The sequence below is a fragment of the Pseudomonas sp. B392_1p genome (assembly GCF_052245235.1).
Classification (GTDB): Bacteria; Pseudomonadota; Gammaproteobacteria; order Pseudomonadales; family Pseudomonadaceae; genus Serpens; species Serpens gallinarum.
Genome location: NZ_JBQPXM010000014.1, coordinates 37,456 through 54,513 on the forward strand (window position 1 = coordinate 37,456; position 17,058 = coordinate 54,513).

The window sequence follows — 17,058 nt, forward strand, 5'->3', positions numbered from 1 at the left end:
ACTGGGCCCTTCACTGGTCTGATTCATGGTTATGAATAACCAAAGCTTCCTGCGAGTGCGGGCCTGGACAGCTTATTCTTCTTGGGCGTTAGACAGGCTCTTAAACCAGAGTTGCGCCAGGGCATCGAGCCCTTCGGCTGAAAAATGGCAACGGTCCGGCAAGCGGTAGCGCGGCTGTGCCAATGCATCGCTATTTGGCCCCCTGAGCACACCGGGCAGATCGACGATCAGCTTGTCCTGCTGAGCGAGCAGGTGCTCATCCCTCGCGTTGTTGCACAGCGAGGCCTGGGATAAATAAATCGGCGCCGTCACGCCATCGGCGCGAAGCTTGCGGTAAAACGCCAAAAACTGCCGCTCGTAATGCCCCGCCTGCTTATGGCGGTGATTGGCCTCGCCTTGATGAAACAAAATGGCATCGACCTTGCCAAAGGTTTCCCGCAGTCCCCGGTATTGCTCGAGGAAGTACTGGTAATCAGGTCCTTCGCTTAACTGCCGCACCGTTTTGCCATGGGCGCCGGCCAGCGCAAAGATCGCGCCTGAATAGATGTTCTGGCTCACCAGGCGATCTCCCAACCGCCCCCAGACACTGCCCTGCCTGCCCTGCCCGCCCAAGGCTGGGTCTTCATAGCGGTATAACCGGCCTTGGTAAAAATTCAATACCTGCCGCCCCGGCACATAACCGATTTGCCCGGCATTGACCGAATTCGACTGACCATAGGTGAGGAATATTCCGAAGGCCTGAACATCATGTTCTTCCACGGGCTGCCGATGACGGGTGTCGGTGATACGCGCGCTGTCAGGCCTGAACTTCGCAACCAGGGTGTGCAGCAACGGGCCCTTGAACACCAGCAACCAGGCAATCAGATTGCTGCTCAGCAACGCAGCGATGACGATCAGGTAGGTACGGCGGTGTGTGTGTTCTCGCATTGTTCAAGGTCGGTTAGCTATTGCAGGGAACGGCCCGATTGCGCTTACCAGCGTAGCCAGACCGAGCGGTCTTGAGGGAAGAAACCAGTGGGAACAGACAAACCGGTAGGGACGAATTCATTCGGCTGGCTCATGAACTCAAGGTCACAACCGCTGCGACATTTACAGCGCATCGGTTATGTGTTCGTCGTATTGCCGGAAGATTCAGCGCCAGGCGAATGAATTCGCCCTTACAACAGATGCTCTGTCGCTCCATATAGGGAGATTAGGCGTAGCGGCGGCGCTCGGCACGGAACAACACGCGGACGATGGTGAGTTCTTTTTCGATCAGCCGAAGCAGGGAGTGGGCCTGGTGCAAGTCGCCGTTCTGGCCGCACAGCTCGAGTTGCTGGCACAGGTCGGCCAGATAGCTGACGCCCATGTTGCTGCAGCTGCCCTTGAAGCTATGGGCAGCCTCACGAAGGGTATACGGGTCAGCTTCGCGCACTGCGGTGCGCAGTAGGCTCAGACGTTCTTCGGAATCAGCCAGGTAGGTATCCAGGAGGGCGGGATACTCGTCTTCCATGATGTCCTGCAAGGTGTTGAGCATCGCCTGGTCAATATGTAATCCGTACATCTGGTCTCTCCTTGTACCGAGGCAGCAGTATGCCAAAACACCCCGCTTGGCCTATGTACCACTCGTCACACTGATTGAGGTCGAAGACGCTGGGCCAGCTCATCAAGCAACTTCTGCTCGCGCTTTTCCGCAGCGGCACGGGCTTCATCCAGGTAACGCTGCACCAACTTGCGCAGGCCTTCAAGTCGCGCATAGCACTTTTGCCACTGCTCGCGGGCCTTGCGTACATTTTCCTGGTTCCACTCAACACTGCGCTGCTGCTGACCGATAGCGGAGTCCAGCTGGGTAAGAAAGCGCTGGTAGTTGATCAGCCACTGGCCAGACACTCCCTGGCCGCCGGCGGTCAGCCACTGCTGCTGGTAATCGCCCAGGTAGCGGCGTAACTCGACGAGTTGATTTTCGCTGTTTTGCAACTGTTGCAAGCTGCGCCCCAACTGGCGAGCCGCCTCTCGCTCGGTTTCGGTGGCCATATCGACCACCGGCGCCAAGCGCTCTGCACGTCTTTGGCTCATCTAGCTGCTCACTTCACGTGTTTTCCGGGACTTACCAGAGCGCCTGGCGTGGACGGAAAAGCGTGCCTAGCGGAACACCGCCGCCAATTGTGCGGCGTTCTGCTCCAGCTGCTCTTCACTGTCATCCAACCCCTGACGCAGGTAATGCGACATCTGCTGCTGCTTGGCGATGGCCAGGTCGGTTTCCGGATCGCCGCCGGGTACATAGGCACCGACGCTGATCAGGTCGCGGCTCTGCTGATAGCGCGACCACAACCGCTTGAAACGCTGCGCATCGCGCAGGTGATCGGCACTGACCACGTGCGGCATCACTCGGCTGATGGACGCCTCGATGTCAATGGCCGGGTAATGGCCTTCTTCGGCCAGCCGCCGGGACAACACGAAGTGCCCGTCCAGCACACCGCGTGCGGCATCGGCAATCGGGTCCTGCTGATCGTCGCCCTCGGACAGCACCGTATAAAAGGCCGTGATCGAGCCGCCGCCCTGCTCGGCATTACCGGCGCGTTCGACCAGGGCGGGCAATTTGGCGAACACCGAGGGTGGATACCCCTTGGTTGCCGGTGGCTCGCCGATGGCCAGGGCGATCTCGCGCTGTGCCTGGGCGAAACGGGTCAGCGAGTCCATCAACAGCAAGACGTTCTTGCCTTTGTCCCGAAAATATTCGGCGATGCGCGTGCAGTATTGCGCGGCGCGCAGGCGCATCAGCGGCGCCTCGTCTGCGGGTGAGGCAACGACTACCGAACGCTTCAGGCCTTCCTCGCCCAGAATCTGCTCGATGAACTCCTTTACTTCCCGCCCCCGTTCGCCAATCAGGCCGACGACGATAATGTCCGCCTGGGTGAAGCGCGTCATCATGCCCAGCAGCACGGATTTACCCACGCCCGTACCGGCGAACAGACCCAGACGCTGGCCGCGCCCGACTGTCAGCAGCCCGTTGATACTGCGAATGCCCACATCCAGCGGCTCATCGATGGGATGACGGCGCAGAGGGTTGATCGCCGGCGCCTCCATCGGCACCCAATCTTCGGCGCGCATGCGCCCCTTGCCATCGAGTGCATTGCCCGCACCATCCAATACCCGGCCCAGCATACCCATGCCCATGGGCAGACGGCCGCTGTCGGCCAGCGGCACGACGCGCGCGCCGGGGGCGATCCCGGCCAGGCTGCCGACCGGCATCAGGAAGGTACGCGTGCCAGCGAAGCCCATGACTTCTGCCTCGACCCTGACTGGCGAGTGACGGTCTTCATTGATGACCAGACAGCGGCTACCTAACGCTGCGCTCAACCCTTCGGCTTCCAGGGTCAGACCGACCATGCGCAGCAAGCGTCCTTCCACCACCGGCCGAGCGGGTAGTTTTACCGCGTGCTGATAGCCCGCCAGGCGACGGGCGAAGCTGGTGCGCTCAAGGCGCATCGGCAGCCTCCACGGCACCGTCGAGATCAAGGTGAAGATCGGCGGACGGCGGGTGCAGGCGCTGCTCGCGACGCTGTTCGTGCAACTGGGCAAGGGCCTGGCTCAAGCGGGTTTCCACGCTGGCATCAATCAGGCTGTGCTCGGTTTCGACCCGGCAGCCGCCAGGCAGCAGCGTCTCGTCTTCGAGAATGCGCCACTGTTCTTCGTGGCGCTCGCGCAGGGCTTTAACCAGTTCGAAATCCTGCGGATTGATATGGATGCGCAGGTTTTGCGCGCCCAGCGGCAACAGCCGCAACGCGGCGCGCAGGATGTCGCCCAACTGCGTGGAGTCGCTGCCTAATTCACGCTGGATCACCTCACGGCACACATGGCTGACCACCTCAACCAATGCCTCCTCAAGCTGCTGATCCTGGTCGGCAATCGGTTCCATGAGCTGGGTCATCAGCTGTTCCAGACGCTCCAGGCGCGCCTTGAGCTGTGTCTCGGCCTCTTGGCGTGCGCGCAGTTGGCCGGCATGAAAGCCGTCTTTTTCGCCGGTGGCAAACCCCTCGTTGTATGCGTCCTGGCGGATCGCCTCGAGTTCTTCGAGGGTGATCGGCTGGATCTCTTCGATGGGCACCTCTTCGACCTGCACCTCGGCTTCGAGCGGCTCTTCCTCCAGCTCAACCGGCGGTTCCGGTTCCACGGGTTTTGGCGGATCGAAACTGGGCAGCAACCAACGATCGAAGGCGGGCAGATCGCTGGCGCGGATCAGCTCGCTGTCATGATGGCCTGATTTGTCGGTATGCATCGCGGTCAATTCTCGTCCCGCACGGGGATCCGGTAAATCACAGTGTCCATGGGTGCACGAAGCATTGGCGTGCCCTAGGGGCCTCTCCACGCCCTCCTGCCTCAGCAGGGAGCAGCACTGCGTGGATAGCCCCAACTCGGGTGCGATATGGATTCTGCACCCAGGCGGGTCAGATCATTTCCTCGGCGCCCTTGGGCCCGATGACGATTTCTCCCGCCTCGGCCATGCGTCGGGCAATGGCCAGAATTTCCTTTTGTGCCGTTTCGACGTCGCTGACCCGCACCGGCCCTTGAGACTCGAGGTCATCACGCAGCAGTTCACCGGCGCGCTTGGACATGTTCTTGAAGATCTTGTCCTGAACGGCATCGTCGGCGCCCTTGAGGGCCAGGACCAACACGTCGCTGGAGATTTCCCGCAGCAGCGCCTGGATACCACGGTCGTCGATATCGGACAGGTTGTCGAAGACAAACATCAGGTCTTCGATCTGCTCGGACAGCTCCTCGTCCACCTCACGAATGGAGTCCATCAGCGGCACTTCGATGGCGCTGTCCAGGTAGTTCATGATGTCGGCGGCGCGCTTCACACCACCCAGCGTCGCGCGGCTGGTGTTGCTGGTACCGGAGAACTGCTTCTCGAGGATCTGGTTGAGTTCCTTGAGCGCCGCCGGTTGTACGGTATTGAGCGACGACACGCGCAAGATGATGTCCAGGCGCGCCTTATGGCTGAAGTGGCTGAGCACTTCGCCGGCCTGGTCGGCATCCAGATAGGCGACCACGATGGCCTGGATCTGCGGGTGTTCATAGCGGATCACGTCGGCCACTGCGCGGGCTTCCATCCACTTCAGGCTGTCCAGACCGCTGGTGCTGCCGCCGAGCAGGATCCGGTCGATCAGGTTACCGGCCTTGTCCTCGCCCAGTGCCTGGGTGAGCATCTTGCGAATGTAGCCATCGGTGCCCGAACCCAGCCCGGTCTGTTCGCCGACCATGGTCACGAACTCGCTGAGGACTTCCTCAACCTGCCCACGGTGGACGTTGGTCAGCCCTGCCATGGCCACGCCGACCCGTTGCACTTCCTTCGGACCGAGATGACGCAATACCTGCGCGGCATCGGTTTCACCGAGGGAGAGCAGCAGGATGGCGGCCTTGTCGACCTTGTTCAGTTTACTCACTGGTTACTCGTCCCCGTTGATCCACTCTTTGACAACCTCGGCGACACGGCCCGGGTTCTCGGCGACCAGTGTTTTGATCGCATTGAGTTGTGCTTCGTAACCTTCCGACGGATTGGCCAGCATGATCTGCTGCGCCGAGCCGCTGAGGCTGAGTTCATCCTCGGCCAGCTCATCGCTCAAGCTGCCCAGACCGCCGTTGTCGACCGGCACCAGATCCTTGCTCTTGCTAGCACCGGTGAGGTTGTTGAGCAGCGGACGCAACACACCGAAGACCAGGGCGAGAATGAACAGCGCCCCGAGGACCTGCTTGGCAATTTCCCAGAACCAGGGTTGTGCATAGAACGGAATCGCTTCGATCTGATCGCCACGGTCGGCGAAGAACGGCGAGTTGATCACGCTGACACTGTCTCCCCGGCTGGCATCGAAGCCCACCGCGTCTTGCACCAGGCGGGTAAAGCGCGCCAGATCGGCTGCACTCCAGGGCGCATAGGTGGTTTCACCTGTTTGAGCATTGACCACCACCTGATCGTCCACCACCACGGCAATCGACAGGCGCTGCACGCGGCCCTGCTGCTGCTTGGTGTAGCTGATCGAGCGGTCCAGCTCGTAGTTGCGGGTTGCCTGCTCACGCTTGTCCGCCGGGAAGGGCGCGAGCATCGGTGCGCCAGTGGCTGGATCGATGATCTGCTGGCCGTTGGCATCCAGCAGCGGCTGTCCGGCGGCTACCGGGCCGTTGGCCCCTGCTGCGCCAAAACCCAGCGCTTCGGGCGCCGCGCCTGGCGCTGGTGGCTGGTTGCTCAGAGCGCCCGGCACGCCTTGCGGCGGCTGACTGCTTTGCCGTTGCTCACTGACCGACTGCTCGCTGCGCAAGGCCGGCTGATCGGGATTGAAGGTCTCGGTGGTAGACTCGACCGCGTTGAAATCCACATCGGCGGACACTTCCGCCTTGTAACGGTCGCTGCCCAGAATTGGACGCAGGATGTTGTGCACCCGCTGGGTGAGCAGGCTTTCCACGCGCCGCGAGTATTCGAACTGTCGACCGGCCACGGTCAGCTCGGTCAGTTCCTGCTGATCGGAGAGCAGATTGCCTTTCTGGTCGACGACGGTGACCTGTGACTTGTTCAGCTCGGGCACACTGGTGGCGACCAGGTTGATGATCGCCAATACCTGACCGGGCTCCAGCGAGCGGCCGCTGTATAACTCCAGCAACACTGAGGCGCTGGGCTTTCGCTCATCGCGCACGAACACCGAACTTTTCGGGATCGCCAGGTGTACACGGGCCGACTTGACGTTGTTCAGACTGGAGATCGTCCTGGCCAACTCGCCTTCCAGGCCGCGACGATAACGCGCCGCTTCCATGAACTGGCTGGTCCCCAACCCCTGATCGCGATCGAGGATTTCGAAACCGACGCTGTTGTCGCGCGGTGCCACACCGGCGGCGGCCAACCTCAGCCGGGCACGGGACATGTCCTCGGCCTTGACCAGCAGGGCGCCGGAGTTGGGCTCGACGGTGTATTGGATATTGGCACTGTTGAGGACTTCAACCACTTGGCTGGCATCCATGCCATCGAGGCTGCCATACAGCGGCCTGTAATCGGGCTGTTGCGACCAGAGCACCACGGCAAAGCCGATGGCCACACTGGCGGCCAATCCGACCAGCAGGCCGATTTGGCGCAGCATGGACATATCAGCCAGATTTTCCAGGGAAGCCAGACCGAACAATGGCGGCTTCTTGGCGCCCTCGGCCTTGGCGGGAACAGCAGCGTCAGACATTAATCACTCCGCCCTTAAACCGGCATCTGCATGATGTCTTGATACGCCTGCACAAGCTTGTTGCGAACCTGTGTCATGGCCTGGAACGAAACAGAAGATTTTTGTGAAGCGACCATGACATCCGTCAGATCGACGCCGCCCTGGCCCATCTCGAAGGCATTGGCCAACTGGCTGGCCGTATTCTGGGTCTCGCTGACCTTGTTCACCGCCTGGCCCAGCATATCGGCGAAACTGGGCACCTCACGGGTGGCAACGACCTGCTCGGCCTGACGGCTCCGCGCCATGGCGTCCGCCTGCATGGACCGCATTTCCAGCATCAGGCGATTGAACTGAACACCCTGACTCATTTATCGCTACTCCTTCCGCTGACCCAGTATTTTTGACGTCACTCACAATGAAGACCTGATGCTAGCAACAACGATGCCAGCGCTATGACCGTTCGGAAGCTTCGGAAGGCACCAGCAAACCCGTGGCACACGCGCTCCGCCCCGGCTGAGGCCAGCGCGGCGCAGTCTACCAGCGGCAAGTACCTTCCTCCTAATGGCAAAATGCCCGCACAGCGAAAGAAACATGCCTCGCATCTCAGAGGCTGCTCACTGCTTTATGATGACTGAACACCCGATTCAAGAACTCAACCGGCGTATAGGTGCGCCTCAACATCCAACCCGGCATCGCGCATCTGCGCCAGCTTGTAGCGCAGGGTGCGCGGACTGATGCCCAAGCGTTCAGCGGCCTCCTTACGACGCCCACGCTCGGCACGCAGGGTTTCCAGAATCATCTCGAACTCCCGCCGACGCAGGTCCTCGCCGAGCGCGCCACTCACGTCCCCCGATGTCTCCTCGCCCAAGCCTCTCGGTGCAAGGTCCTGCACGGGCGCCGCGACCGGTGCCATGCCGATCGGCATATCCAGGCACAGGTCCTGCGGCTGGATGGTGCCGTTCTGCTGCAAAATCAGTGCGCGCTGGATGGCGTTATCCAACTCGCGCACGTTGCCCGGCCAAGCGTGCTCGCGCAGACACTGGCTGGCTTGCGGCGACAGACGTACAGCAGGCATGTTCATCTTGCGGATGTACTTGAGCAGCAGTCGCTCGGCCAGCGGCAGGATGTCGCCTCGGCGCTCACGCAACGGCCGCCAGGCCAGCGGGAACACGGAAAGTCGGTAATACAGGTCTTCGCGGAACCGCCCGGCGGCAACATCACCCTGCAGGTCGCGGTTGGTGGTGGCCAGTACGCGGATATCCAGGCTCATGGGTTTGCGCGCGCCGACCCGCTCCACCTCGCGTTCCTGCAATACGCGCAGCAATTTGGCTTGCAGGCCGAGCGGCATTTCGGAAATTTCATCGAGCAGAATGGTGCCGCCCTGCGCCAGCTCGAATTTGCCCGGCTGCGCAGCAATCGCGCCCGTGAACGCGCCCTTTTCATGACCGAACAGCGTGGCCTCGAGCATGTTGTCCGGAATCGCCGCACAGTTGATCGCAATGAACGCCTTGTCTGCACGCGGCGAGTGCTGATGAATAAAGCGGGCCAACACTTCCTTGCCGGTGCCGGACTCACCAGAGATCAGCACTGTGGAGTCGCTGCGTGCCACGCGGGCAGCCAGCTCCAGTAACTGCCGGCTGGCCGGCTCTTCCGCCACCGGCCCCTCAGACTCGCCTGAATCCATGCGTCCCAAAGCATGGCGCGCCACCAGATCCAATAACGTCTTGGGCTCGAACGGTTTGAGTAAATAATCCGCCGCCCCCTGACGCATCGCGTCCACTGCCCGCTCGACCGCGCCATAGGCGGTCATCAGCAGCACCGGGACCTGCGGATAGCGGCTGCGGATCACGCCGAGCAACTGATGGCCGTCCATTCCCGGCATGTTTACATCGCTGATCACCAGACCGAAGCCTTCCTCCGCCAAGGCCTGCAGCGCGGCCTCGGCCGACTCCACCGCCCGGAAGGCATAACCGCCCAACTCCAGGGTATCGGCCAGGGCGTCGCGCAGGGCGCGGTCGTCTTCTACCAGCAGAACCTTGGCAGACATGCAATTACTCCTGAAGTCCGGTACGCGAGACCATAATCAACGGCAGCTCGAGGATCGCGCAGGTGCCTCGGGCGACCCGTGAGCGCACCAACAACTCCCCACGGTGCGCACGGGCCACTGCTTTGACCACCGCTAGGCCGAGGCCGGTGCCGGTGGTCTTGGTGGTTAAGAAAGGTTCGCCCAGGCGCGCCAGCAAGGCCGGCTCGATCCCAGTACCGTTATCACTGACGCACAAACGCAGTACGTCGCCCCGGCGCAGCAGGTGCACTTTCAAGCGCACCTGTGGACCGGCCGCTTGTACCGCGTTGGTGATCAGGTTAAGGATAGCGCCCACTAGCGTGTCGCGGTTGCACAGCAGTTCGCCGTCACGCGCATCGCCCTGCCAACGCACCTGCAGGCCACTCACATGCGGCTCGGCGGCCTTGCGCAGGGCATCAAACAGCTCATGGGGCGCCAGTCGGTCCGGCAGCGGCAACTCGCCCTTGGCGAACACCAGCATGTCGCGAACCTGGTGCTCCAACTCATAAAGGCGCTCCTTGATACGCCCGGCAAAGCGCTGCTGCTGTTCGGCCGGCAAGGGACGCTCACTCAAGTGACCGGCGTACAGCAGGGCCGCCGATAGCGGCGTGCGAATCTGATGGGCCAGCGAAGCCACCATATGTCCCAGCGCTGACAGTCGTTCGTGGCGCGCCAGTTGCTCCTGCAGGCGGCGGGTTTCGGTCAAATCCTGAAGCATGACCAACTGGCCTGGCTCGGCATCCAGCGAACGGGTGGCAATCGACACGCGGCGACCATTGCGCAGGGAAATTTCGTGTCCGTCATCCTTGCGCGGAGCGAAGCAACGCACGATCACCTCGCGCCACAACTCACCTTCCAGGGGCTCACCCAGCAGCGCTCGCGCCTGCGGGTTGGCCTCGCGAATCCAGCCCTTCCCATCGATTACCACTACACCACCGGGCAATAGATCCAGGAGGTTCTGCAGGCGATAGGCCAAGCGCTCCTGCTCGGCAAGCTCTTGCATCCGCTGGGCGCTGACCAGTTCCAGCTGACCCTGCAGTTCGTCTACCCGCGCTTCCAAGTCGGACTGTGCGGGCACCCCCGGCGTCGCAGGCAAATCGAGGGGAGAAAGAAGGGCTGGGTTCATACTGCATCCTGGCTGACACCGTCATAAAAAAGACAGTCGAAGAGCCTCGAAGCAATCCCCATGCCTGAAATAATCTTGCGTTATTTCAATGAGTTACGAAAGCCCGCCAAACGAATGACAATGGCGGCCTGCTATCACCTTCGCGGCGAGGGCGCCGCTTTCACAAAAGGCCGCGCCAGTTGACGCGTCGATTGTGGGAAGTCCCACCCCGGGCCGAAGCTTTTGCGTTCGGGCATAACCGAGGCGTCGGCCGAACGCTTCGCGGCGAGCGCGCCGCTCCCACAAAACCGCGCCAGCGGATTACAGGGTGTTTTCTTCTTCGCGACGATTCATGCCGTACTTACGCATCTTTTCCACCAAGGTGGTGCGTCGGATACACAAGCGCTCAGCAGCACGTGCCACCACACCGCCCGCCTCGTCCAGCGCCTTCTGGATCAGGCCCTGCTCCAGATTCCCCAGATACTCCTTGAGATCCAGGCCTTCCACAGGGAGCGCTCCTGCCATTTCAAAGCTAGGCATGCTGGCACCGATATTGGCGCGCACTTCGAGCTCTTCGCGCAAGGAGTCAGCCAGGCCTTGGTCTTCATCCTCCACATAGCGAAATTTCTTCGGCAGTTCGGAAACGCCGATCACCCCATAGGGGTGCATGATCGCCATGCGCTCCACCAGATTGGCCAACTCGCGAACGTTACCCGACCAGTCATGCTGGCAGAGCGACATGATCGCAGCCGAATTAAAACGGATAGAACCGCGCTTTTCATGCTCCATGCGCAGGATCAATTCGTTGATCAGCACCGGGATGTCTTCAACGCGCTCGCGCAGCGGAGCCATCTCGATGGGGAAGACGTTCAACCGATAGAACAGATCCTCGCGGAAAGTACCTTCCTCGATCATCTTTTCAAGGTTCTTGTGCGTGGCTGCAATGATCCGCACATCCGCTTGCAGCGTCTTGTTGCTGCCGACCCGCTCGAAGGTTCGTTCCTGCAACACGCGCAGCAGCTTGACCTGCATGGCCAACGGCATGTCACCGATTTCATCGAGGAACAACGTACCGCCGCTGGCCAGCTCGAAGCGCCCGACACGGTTGGAAATGGCCCCGGTGAACGCACCCTTCTCATGACCGAACAGTTCACTTTCCAGCAACTCAGCAGGAATCGCTCCGCAATTCACCGGAACGAAGGGCGCGCCACGACGCTTGGAGTGATAGTGCAGATTACGCGCCACCACCTCCTTGCCGGTTCCCGATTCGCCCAGGATCAACACACTGGCTTCGGTGTCGGCCACCTGCTGCATCATTTGCCGCACGCGCTGAATAGCGCGACTGGTGCCGACCAGGCTACGAAACAGGTTGGGTTCACGCAGTCGGCCGCGCTCGCGGGCCTCGTCATACATCTCGCGATAGACCTGGGCACGATGCAAGGAGTCGAGCAGCTTGTTGTAACGGGGAGGGCTCTCGAGGGTGATCAGCACCCGACGGCGCTGATCTTCCGGCCACGTTGCCAGCTCAGCCGGCTCGCCGAGCACCAACAAGGGGAGGAATTCGTCCCAGGCAACCAATTGCCTGACCAATTCCGTCACCCCCCCTCGAGCGCTCACCTCACCCAGCAGGACGCACAACACATCGCGACTGGAGTTCAGTTCTTCAACGCGCGCACTCCAATCACTCGACGTGCAAACGAGATGAGATTCCCCGAGAAAATTCAGAATGACCGCCAAGTCACGCTGGCGCTCAGCATTGTCATCGATCAGTAAAATCTTGGTTTCACGCCACATGGAATTGACTTCTGGCCTGGTCTTTTTTTAGTGCTTATGCGATTTGGGTATCGCTGGCAGATGGCGGCCATTTAAAGTCAAAAGGCCGGCACCAGTCAAATTAATGACAAGAATGTCGCAACTAAAGTCCAGTTATGCTGTCACAAATCAATTTCGTCAAAAGTACAACTAATGCAAACTGTGAAGTGATTCACAAATCTTATGAGAAAAGGGTCACCTCTACCTTTTCACAACAAATGCAGCACCCAAGCCGGAAGAGAACACGTCTCGGCTGTGATAAAAAAACAGGATTGGTAGCGATGGGGCTGGGTCAGGCGATGCCGTCCCAGCCCGCCTTGATTTCACGCAGCAAACTGGCAACTTCATCGAGAATTTTCGCATCATTCTTGCGGTTGGCCTCGATCAGCCGACGGCTCATGTAGTCATACAGCCGATCATAATTGGCCGCCAGCTCGCCGCCGGTTTCGAGGTTCAGGCCTTCGCGAAGCCCGCCGACAATGTCGATGGCCTTGCCAATCAACATGCCTTTAAGTTCGATCTGGTCACGCGACATGGCGCCCTGCGCCTGGGCAATGCGGTCCAGCGCGCCGGCCAGCAGCATCTGGATCAGCCGGTGAGGACTGGCTTCGGACACCTGCGCATGGGTATTGACCTGCTGATACTGCTTGAGGGCGGAACGGGAATACATGCGCCTCTACTCCTGAATAGCGTAAAAACCTGTCTTTTATATCGACCGGGCCAGGGGAAGCTTTAGGGAGGCAGGTAGGTGCACTCATGATCCTCCACTACGACAGCTGCAGCGTGGTCTCGCTGTTGACCAAGCGCTTCGGGGCGAGTGCGCCACTTCCACAAAAATCCGAGTCAGTTGCACGCGATAATTGCGGGAGCCCCTACCCCGGACCGAAGTTTTGAGAGAAAGCGAGCCTAGCAGCTTGCTCACTCGCTCGCCTGATAAGCCTTTACGCCACTGCTGGACTGATGCAACAGGCGCAGCTCACTACCCACCTGCTGCTTTTCTCTCTCACAGGCTTCCAGCACTTCGCGATAGAGTTCGAGCAGTTCACCGAGGTTTTCTACGAGCTCGGCGCCGCCCTCCGCGCCTTGTGCCATGACCTCATCCACCACGGCCCGGCACATCGAATCCAGCTCGCCAATAGCATTCCAATCCTGGCGCTCCAAGGCCTCGCGCAACGCGCTACGGGCGGACTCCAGACTCTTGATGGCTTCTTGCATGAACCACTTCCCCGAATATTCGCCCGAGCGGTGCCCGAGCGGGTGTGTCTACACGCCCCGATCACTGACGGAAGCGAATAATTAGCCACTGTTCTTTTAATTCCACACACCTGCACCACTGGCAACTGACTTAAGCTATATCGCATGGTGCTTGTCGAAGTCCGTTGACCTGACGGTTATCAGTCATCACCTTTCTTGTTCAGCGCATTGAGGGTGGCCATTACGCTATCTCTAGTTGCATTGAGGCGGGCTACCAGGCCATCCATCGCGTTGAATTTCTTGTACATCGTTAGCGTCAGGCTCTCGATACGCCGGTCCAGGGAGGCTTGCTCTTCAGCCAACCCAGTGATCGTTGAATTCAGGCTATCTTCACGCGATGCCAGTAATCCGCCCGAGCCCGAATAGACTGTGGTGATATCGCCAATGCGGCTGAACAAACCCTTGTCACCGGTGAAGAACTGCTTGATCCCGGCTGGATCATCGGCCACTGCGGCTTTCAGCTTATCGCTATCCAACGCCAGGGTGCCGTCACGATTGGTACTCACACCCAGTTGAGCCAGCACCTGCAAACTGCCTGCACCTTCCACAGGAGAAGTCAGCGCTGTACGCATCTGCGACATCATCGAGCGCAGCGTCGAGTCGGCCACCAAGGCGCCGGCCTGGGTGCTGGCGTTACCGTCCTTGTCAGTGGTGGCAGTAACCTTTGTCAGGCCATTGGTCACAGTCAGCAAGGTGTTGTAAGCCATCACGAACGACTCGACCGAAGCTCGGATACCCTCGGTATTCGCCGATACGGTTAAGGTTGTAGTGCCTTCTTCCTGCAGCTTGATGGTCAGACCCTGCAGGCCCGTAATGGTGTTGTCCTTGTTGCTCATCTCCAGGCCATCAATAGAGTATTTCGCATTAGCAGCTGGCGTAATGAAGCCTGCACCGCTGGCGCTCTCGCTCTGCTTCTGCTTACCATCAACATCCAAGCCAGCGAGGTTGGTTCCAGCCGTACCTGTCACCGAAATGTCGTTGCCATCGCCGGTCAGCTCTGAAGACAACACCAGACGTGAACCGCTACTGTCGGAAATGATGTTGGCGCTGATCCCCTTGCTGGATAGCTGACCGTTGATCGACTCACGGATATCTTCCAGAGTCGCGCCATCACTAATGGCAATCGCATACTCTGAGCTACTGTCACCCAGCTTGATCTTCAATTCACCGGCTTCATAAGCGACATCCTTGGCCTGCACGGCAGAAGCCACCTTTGACGCTGTCGCCAGGCTTTCTACCTCCAGCTTGTAGGAGCCGGCTACGGCGCTCGCTCCCATGGTTACGCTGGCTACATCCGCCTTCGAAGAGACAGCCTTATAACCATCGAAACTTGTGGAGCTACTTTTCAGTGCCAGCAACGAGGACTCAAAGGTTTCCAGCGCACTCTTCAACATGCCGACCGCTGATAGTTGGGTCTCTGTGCGGACCTTCTGATTATTGATCTGCGACTGCTTTGGCGCTTTTTCAGCCTCAACCAGCGCCGGGACCAGTTTATTGATGTCCAGTCCCGAGCCCAGACCAGTAATAGTGGTGATCGCCATGTTGAACTCCAATTGATTTGCTGACGCTTAACCTTGATAGAGCAAGATTCGAACCAAGCCTAGTCAGCGACATGATCCGTCCGCTCTATAAAAATCTCTTGCCGTCGGGGTAGCTATACCTGCTCGGTAAACAACAAACTGCCGGCATCCTGTAGACGTCTGGCCAGTTCGAGTGCTTCCTCGGATGGCAACTGGCGAAGCACTTCGCCAGTTTGCCGGGCTATCACCTTCACGACGATGCGCCCTGAGTCTTCGTCGATGGAAAACTGCAGACCACGCTGCGCCTCATCGACGAACTCCTGAATGTTTTTGATCGCTTCTACCACGCGCTCGCGTTCGGGTTCGACCTGGAGTTTCGGCTTGTTTTCATGCCCCTTGAGTTGCCTGGCTTGTTCGGCCTCGGGCGTCTGGGGCTTTGGCACTGTATAAAGCGCATTGAGAGAGAGACTGACGTCCATCTAACATTTCCTCGGCTAAAAGAGAGGGCGCACCAGGCGCCCTCTCTTGTTACCGCAAGGGTGATTAACCCAGCAGTTTCAGTACAGCGGACGGCAGCTGGTTAGCCTGAGCCAGGATCGCAGTGGATGCCTGTTGCAGGGTCTGCTGCTTGGTCAGCTCGGCGGTTTCGGAAGCGAAGTCGACATCCTGAATACGGCCACGGGAAGCAGTGGAGTTTTCCATGATCGCGGTCAGGTTGTTGATGGTGCTGTCCAGACGGTTCTGTACGGCACCCAGGTCAGCACGCTGGGAGTCGATGCGAGCGATGGCCTTGTCCAGAATGAACAGAGATTGCTGGGCAGAGTCAGCGCTGCGAATGTCGGAATCCTTGACGGTCGATAGCGTGGACGAAACCGGAGTCGCGCCGAACAGAGTGGCAGCAGAGCCAGTACCGGTGATGGAGAACGCCTTGGAGGAGTCAACGTTGACTTCACCGCGAATGATCTGGGTGTCTACCAGAGCGGTAGCAGCGGTCTTGGTATCATCGCCGGCTTGTACGGAAACGTTGATGCCACCAGCGCTAAAGGCGACACCCGATGCGGCACCGATTTCGAAGTTCTCACCCGCTTCGTTGATGACACTGATTTCCTTGCCGTCGTAGGCAACAGTCACGTTCAGCTTGCTGGCGTTGTCGCGCAGTTGTTCGAACAGTTGCTGCTCGCTGGTGGCGCCGAGGATTTCGATGGACTCTTCGCCCACGGTCAGCTTGAAGTTACCCACGGAGCCGGAGCTCAGGGCATCGCCGTCCAGGGTGACAACGGTACGAGCGGAGACGCTCAGACCACCGATGGCACCATCCATTGCCTGGGCAATGCTCTTGGCCGAGCCGCTGGCGTCATAGGACACGGTTACAGCCTGGCCGCCGCCGACAATGGTGGCGCTACCGGATGCCAGGGGAGTGGTGCCCACGGCGCCGCCACTGGCCGAACCGACCTGGTTGGAACCGATCTTGTTGGCAGCGACGCTGTCCATGCTGATGTTGATGGTTTCGTAGGCGTTGGCGCCGACCTGGAAGGCGGTGGTACCGAAGGAGCCGTCCAGCAGATTGCGGCTACCGAAGGTGGTGGTTTCGGCGATACGGTTCAGCTCAGAGGTCAGCGCGCTGTACTCGGCCTGCATGGAGGCGCGGTCTTCGTCACCGTAGGAACCGTTGGCGGACTGCAGAGCCAGTTCGCGCATGCGCTGCAGAATGGAGGTGGATTCGCCCATGGCCGCTTCAGCGGTTTGTGCGATGGAGATACCATCGTTGGCGTTCTTGGTGGCAACGTTCAGGCCGTTGATTTGGCTGGTCAGACGGTTGGAAATCTGCAGACCGGCGGCATCATCCTTGGCGCTGTTGATGCGCAGGCCGCTGGACAGACGCTGCATGCTGGTGGACAGGCTGTCCGAAGCACGGTTCAGGTTCTTCTGAGTAGTCAGGGAAGCAATGTTGGTATTAACGGAGAGAGCCATCTATGGAATCCTCATGGGTTGGCTTAAGGTTCCCACGCCCTCGGCTTGCGCCTGATGTGGCCTGGAGAACTGTCATAAGGGTTATCGTCGACTCTCGCGGATGCTTTAGGGGTACCTGCGTCTTTTTTCGCCATTACCACGCCACTACGTGTC

At 59.8% G+C, this 17,058-nt stretch carries 15 protein-coding genes and 1 pseudogene; all 16 read right to left on the minus strand.

Annotated features, from left to right (window positions below; genetic code table 11):
* Nucleotides 1-72: 72 nt before the first annotated feature.
* The 16 genes and pseudogenes from ACTV8E_RS17785 to ACTV8E_RS17860 all read right to left on the minus strand — a co-directional run bounded on the left by ACTV8E_RS17785 (nt 73) and on the right by ACTV8E_RS17860 (nt 16,905).
* A complete protein-coding gene (locus tag ACTV8E_RS17785; protein ID WP_251837115.1) occupies nt 73-927 on the minus strand; it encodes a sialate O-acetylesterase in 855 nt (284 codons plus the stop codon).
* A gap of 265 nt (nt 928-1,192) precedes the next feature.
* A complete protein-coding gene (locus tag ACTV8E_RS17790) occupies nt 1,193-1,543 on the minus strand; it encodes an Hpt domain-containing protein (RefSeq protein WP_251837116.1) in 351 nt (116 codons plus the stop codon).
* A gap of 65 nt (nt 1,544-1,608) precedes the next feature.
* A complete protein-coding gene (fliJ, locus tag ACTV8E_RS17795) occupies nt 1,609-2,055 on the minus strand; it encodes a flagellar export protein FliJ (RefSeq protein WP_251837117.1) in 447 nt (148 codons plus the stop codon).
* Between the two features lie 66 nt (nt 2,056-2,121).
* Complete coding sequence (gene fliI / locus ACTV8E_RS17800) at nt 2,122-3,468, minus strand: flagellar protein export ATPase FliI (protein WP_273537686.1); 1,347 nt, start codon at nt 3,466-3,468, stop codon at nt 2,122-2,124.
* Nucleotides 3,458-4,258: a flagellar assembly protein FliH gene (gene fliH / locus ACTV8E_RS17805; protein WP_443200363.1), complete on the minus strand. Its 801-nt coding sequence runs from the start codon at nt 4,256-4,258 to the stop codon at nt 3,458-3,460. Before fliH ends, fliI begins: the two co-directional genes overlap by 11 nt.
* A 169-nt stretch (nt 4,259-4,427) precedes the next feature.
* Complete coding sequence (fliG, locus tag ACTV8E_RS17810; RefSeq protein WP_251837120.1) at nt 4,428-5,426, minus strand: flagellar motor switch protein FliG; 999 nt, start codon at nt 5,424-5,426, stop codon at nt 4,428-4,430.
* Nucleotides 5,427-5,429: 3 nt separating this feature from the next.
* Nucleotides 5,430-7,199 (minus strand): flagellar basal-body MS-ring/collar protein FliF, encoded by a 1,770-nt coding sequence (gene fliF, locus ACTV8E_RS17815; protein ID WP_251837121.1) that lies wholly within the window; start codon nt 7,197-7,199, stop codon nt 5,430-5,432.
* 14 nt (nt 7,200-7,213) lie between these two features.
* Entirely contained in the window at nt 7,214-7,546 is a 333-nt protein-coding gene (gene fliE / locus ACTV8E_RS17820) for a flagellar hook-basal body complex protein FliE (protein ID WP_251837122.1), read from the minus strand.
* Between the two features lie 284 nt (nt 7,547-7,830).
* The gene (gene fleR / locus ACTV8E_RS17825; protein ID WP_251837123.1) at nt 7,831-9,225 is read right to left on the minus strand and encodes a sigma-54-dependent response regulator transcription factor FleR; all 1,395 of its coding nucleotides are present in this window, start codon (nt 9,223-9,225) and stop codon (nt 7,831-7,833) included.
* Nucleotides 9,226-9,229: 4 nt separating this feature from the next.
* Nucleotides 9,230-10,303: pseudogene (locus ACTV8E_RS17830) on the minus strand (sensor histidine kinase); the annotation flags it as partial.
* Between the two features lie 366 nt (nt 10,304-10,669).
* Complete coding sequence (locus ACTV8E_RS17835) at nt 10,670-12,142, minus strand: sigma-54 dependent transcriptional regulator (RefSeq protein ID WP_443200364.1); 1,473 nt, start codon at nt 12,140-12,142, stop codon at nt 10,670-10,672.
* A 310-nt stretch (nt 12,143-12,452) separates the two neighbouring features.
* Nucleotides 12,453-12,830 carry a flagellar export chaperone FliS gene (fliS, locus tag ACTV8E_RS17840; RefSeq protein WP_443200365.1) on the minus strand — a complete coding sequence of 126 codons (378 nt, stop codon included), beginning with the start codon at nt 12,828-12,830 and terminating at the stop codon, nt 12,453-12,455.
* 248 nt (nt 12,831-13,078) lie between these two features.
* Nucleotides 13,079-13,375 carry a flagellar protein FliT gene (gene fliT, locus ACTV8E_RS17845; RefSeq protein ID WP_443200366.1) on the minus strand — a complete coding sequence of 99 codons (297 nt, stop codon included), beginning with the start codon at nt 13,373-13,375 and terminating at the stop codon, nt 13,079-13,081.
* Between the two features lie 179 nt (nt 13,376-13,554).
* Nucleotides 13,555-14,955 carry a flagellar filament capping protein FliD gene (gene fliD / locus ACTV8E_RS17850; RefSeq protein WP_443200367.1) on the minus strand — a complete coding sequence of 467 codons (1,401 nt, stop codon included), beginning with the start codon at nt 14,953-14,955 and terminating at the stop codon, nt 13,555-13,557.
* Nucleotides 14,956-15,068: 113 nt separating this feature from the next.
* Entirely contained in the window at nt 15,069-15,413 is a 345-nt protein-coding gene (locus tag ACTV8E_RS17855) for a flagellar protein FlaG (protein WP_443200368.1), read from the minus strand.
* Nucleotides 15,414-15,477: 64 nt separating this feature from the next.
* A complete protein-coding gene (locus tag ACTV8E_RS17860) occupies nt 15,478-16,905 on the minus strand; it encodes a flagellin (RefSeq protein WP_443200369.1) in 1,428 nt (475 codons plus the stop codon).
* Nucleotides 16,906-17,058 lie beyond the last annotated feature (153 nt).

Excerpts from the sequence above, each read along its gene's own strand:
- ACTV8E_RS17785 (WP_251837115.1), bottom strand. The coding sequence starts at position 927 with ATGCGAGAACACACACACCGCCGTACCTACCTGATCGTCATCGCTGCG.
- ACTV8E_RS17790 (WP_251837116.1), bottom strand. The coding sequence starts at position 1,543 with ATGTACGGATTACATATTGACCAGGCGATGCTCAACACCTTGCAGGAC.
- fliJ (WP_251837117.1), bottom strand. The coding sequence starts at position 2,055 with ATGAGCCAAAGACGTGCAGAGCGCTTGGCGCCGGTGGTCGATATGGCC.
- fliI (WP_273537686.1), bottom strand. The coding sequence starts at position 3,468 with ATGCGCCTTGAGCGCACCAGCTTCGCCCGTCGCCTGGCGGGCTATCAG.
- fliH (WP_443200363.1), bottom strand. The coding sequence starts at position 4,258 with ATGCATACCGACAAATCAGGCCATCATGACAGCGAGCTGATCCGCGCC.
- fliF (WP_251837121.1), bottom strand. The coding sequence starts at position 7,199 with ATGTCTGACGCTGCTGTTCCCGCCAAGGCCGAGGGCGCCAAGAAGCCG.
- fliE (WP_251837122.1), bottom strand. The coding sequence starts at position 7,546 with ATGAGTCAGGGTGTTCAGTTCAATCGCCTGATGCTGGAAATGCGGTCC.
- fleR (WP_251837123.1), bottom strand. The coding sequence starts at position 9,225 with ATGTCTGCCAAGGTTCTGCTGGTAGAAGACGACCGCGCCCTGCGCGAC.
- ACTV8E_RS17835 (WP_443200364.1), bottom strand. The coding sequence starts at position 12,142 with ATGTGGCGTGAAACCAAGATTTTACTGATCGATGACAATGCTGAGCGC.
- fliS (WP_443200365.1), bottom strand. The coding sequence starts at position 12,830 with ATGTATTCCCGTTCCGCCCTCAAGCAGTATCAGCAGGTCAATACCCAT.
- fliT (WP_443200366.1), bottom strand. The coding sequence starts at position 13,375 with ATGCAAGAAGCCATCAAGAGTCTGGAGTCCGCCCGTAGCGCGTTGCGC.
- fliD (WP_443200367.1), bottom strand. The coding sequence starts at position 14,955 with ATGGCGATCACCACTATTACTGGTCTGGGCTCGGGACTGGACATCAAT.
- ACTV8E_RS17855 (WP_443200368.1), bottom strand. The coding sequence starts at position 15,413 with ATGGACGTCAGTCTCTCTCTCAATGCGCTTTATACAGTGCCAAAGCCC.
- ACTV8E_RS17860 (WP_443200369.1), bottom strand. The coding sequence starts at position 16,905 with ATGGCTCTCTCCGTTAATACCAACATTGCTTCCCTGACTACTCAGAAG.